Source organism: Stenotrophomonas sp. PS02289 (genome assembly GCF_029960115.1).
Classification (GTDB): Bacteria; Pseudomonadota; Gammaproteobacteria; order Xanthomonadales; family Xanthomonadaceae; genus Stenotrophomonas.
In genome coordinates, this window is the sequence record NZ_JASCOZ010000304.1 from 1 (window position 1) to 2,509 (window position 2,509).

2 protein-coding genes are annotated in these 2,509 nt (G+C 64.4%); one reads left to right on the plus strand and one right to left on the minus strand.

Going from position 1 to position 2,509, the window contains the following annotated elements:
- Positions 1-73: 73 nt before the first annotated feature.
- Complete coding sequence (locus QMX83_RS21200) at positions 74-1,030, minus strand: TerC family protein (RefSeq protein WP_282298601.1); 957 nt, start codon at positions 1,028-1,030, stop codon at positions 74-76.
- 257 nt (positions 1,031-1,287) lie between these two features.
- Between QMX83_RS21200 and QMX83_RS21205 the strand changes: the two genes are divergently transcribed.
- Positions 1,288-2,457, plus strand: a complete 1,170-nt coding sequence (locus tag QMX83_RS21205) for a class I SAM-dependent rRNA methyltransferase (protein WP_282298602.1) — start codon at positions 1,288-1,290, stop codon at positions 2,455-2,457.
- Positions 2,458-2,509 lie beyond the last annotated feature (52 nt).

A 2,509-nucleotide genomic window follows, 5' to 3' on the forward strand; every position in this document is an offset into this window, starting at 1 on the left:
CTAAAAACAGGGCAACCCCCCGGGGAGCGGGGGGCCCCGCGGGGGGTAAAACCCCGCGGGCAGCCCGGTTGGGTTACGCCGCGTCCTGCTTCGGCGGGTTCTTCAGGCTCAGCACCACGGTGGCACCGATGATCACGGCCACCACGCCCAGCGAGATCGGGGTGGGGATCTTGAAGATGTCGATCAGCATCATCTTCACGCCGATGAAGGCCAGCACCAGCGCCAGGCCATACGGCAGCAGGTGGAAGCGGTCCGCCATGCCGGCCAGCAGGAAGAACATGGCGCGCAGGCCCAGCACCGCGAACACGTTCGAGGTCAGCACGATGAACGGGTCGGTGGTGATGGCGAAGATCGCCGGAATGCTGTCCACCGCGAAGATCACGTCGGTGACCGCGATCAGGATCAGCACTACGAACAGCGGGGTGTACCAGCGCTTGCCGTCACGCATGACGCTCATGGCATTGCCAGCGTAGTCCGGCAGCAGGCGCAGGTGCTTGCGCATCCAGCGCAGGGCCGGGTTGGTTTCCAGGTCCGGCTCCTGGCCGGCGCTGAACCACATCTTCCAGCCGGTGAAGAGCAGGAAGGCACCGAACACGTAGAGCAGCCAGTGGAACTTGGTCAGCAGCACGCTGCCGGCGAAGATCATGATCGTACGCAGCACGATGGCACCCAGAATGCCGATGATCAGCACCTTCTGCCGCTGTTCCTCGGGCACCGCGAAGTAGCCCATGATCATCAGGAACACGAAGATGTTGTCCACCGCCAGGGCCTTCTCGACCAGATAGCCGGTCAGGAACTCCAGGCCGACCTTGTTGGCCACGACCTGGCCGGCGGTCTCGTTCAGGTAGTACCAGAGGCCGCCGTTGAAGGCCAGCGCCAGCGCCACCCAGCCAATCGACCACCACAGCGCCTCCTTGAAGGTGACCTTGTGCGGGCCGCCGTGGCGCATCAAAACGAGGTCAACCAGCAGCGCGATGATCACCACCGCGCCGAAGCCGCCCCACAACCACAAATTACCGATCGTCTGCATGGGTTTGTCCGTTGAATGAATGAAAAGCCTCAAGCCGGACGGCGAGGACCTGCAACGGAGCACCAGTGGGGGTCCAGGGACAGAGCTTCGCCGTACGGCGAAGGTCTTGCTCACAGTCCCCAAGGCTGGGAACTGCCGTTGCACCGGAGCCTGCGGGCTCGAAATGACGGCGACAACGTCTGGGAGCTACTCCCCTTCTGGGGCCGATTCTGCGGGCTGGCCGGCCCCGCGTCAAATCGCCCGGATACAATAGGCCCATGAATACCCCTGCCCCCGTAGTCCGCCTCAAGAACGCCTGGCGCTCCAGCCACCCGTGGATCTTCCAGAAACTGGTCGAAAAGCCTGCCACCCGTCCCAAGCCCGGCTCCATCGTCGACGTGGTCGGCGTGGATGGGGAGTGGATCGGCCGCGGCTTCTACAACGGCCATTCCCGTATTGCCGTGCGCATCCTGGAAACCGACCAGCGCGTCCCCGTTGATGCCGGCTGGTTCTCGCGGAAGATCGCGCAGGCGGTGTCGCTGCGCCGTGAGGTTCTGAAGCTGGACGAGGTGTCCGACGCCTGGCGCGTGGTGCACAGCGAGGGCGATGGCCTGTCCGGCCTGGTGGTGGACCGCTATGGCGACCTGGTGGTGGTGGAGTTCTTTGCCGCCGGCATGTTCCGCCACCGCGAGTGGATCTACGAGGCGCTGCGCGAGCAGTTCCCGGGCTGCCGCTTCCACAGCTTCGCCGACGAACACGTGCAGAAGCAGGAAAGTTTCGACTTCCACGGCAACACCACCACCGAAGCGGCGGTCATCACCGAGTACGGGGTGAAGTTCCGTGCCGACCCGGCGGGTGCCCACAAGACCGGTTTCTTTGCGGATCAGCGCGAGAACCGCCAGTGGCTGAGCGGTCTGGTGGAAGGCAAGTCGGTGCTGGACCTGTGCTGCAACACCGGTGGCTTCGCGGTGTACGCGGCGGCGCGTGGTGCCTCGGACGTGCTGGGCATCGATATCGACGAAGACGTCATCAGCATCGCCAAGGCCAACGGTCGCCTCAACAACGTGCGTCCGCGCTTCGTGCAGTCCGACATCTTCCCGTGGCTGCGCGACGCCGCCAACCGCGGTGAGCAGTACGACGTGGTGATCCTGGACCCGGCCAAGATGACCCGCGATCGCGACCAGGTCATCACGGCGCTGAAGAAGTACCTGGACATGAACAAGCTGGCGCTCGGCGTGGTCAAGCCGGGTGGCTTGTTCGCCACGTTCTCGTGCACCGGCCTGGTGGCCGAAGACCAGTTCCTGGACATGCTGCGTCGTGCGGCGTTCTATTCGGGTCGCACCATCCAGATCCTGAAGGTGTCCGGTGCCGGTCCGGATCATCCGTTCATGGCGCACGTGCAGGAATCGCGGTATCTGAAGGCCGTGTTCTGCCGCGTGGTCGACTGAAACCGTAGAGCCACGCCCTGCGTGGCTTCGACCATGCCTGGGACCGCGAAGC

What these genes read in the sequence shown, in the direction of transcription:
- QMX83_RS21205 (WP_282298602.1), top strand. Translation starts at nt 1,288, where the DNA reads ATGAATACCCCTGCCCCCGTAGTCCGCCTCAAGAACGCCTGGCGCTCC.
- QMX83_RS21200 (WP_282298601.1), bottom strand. Translation starts at nt 1,030, where the DNA reads ATGCAGACGATCGGTAATTTGTGGTTGTGGGGCGGCTTCGGCGCGGTG.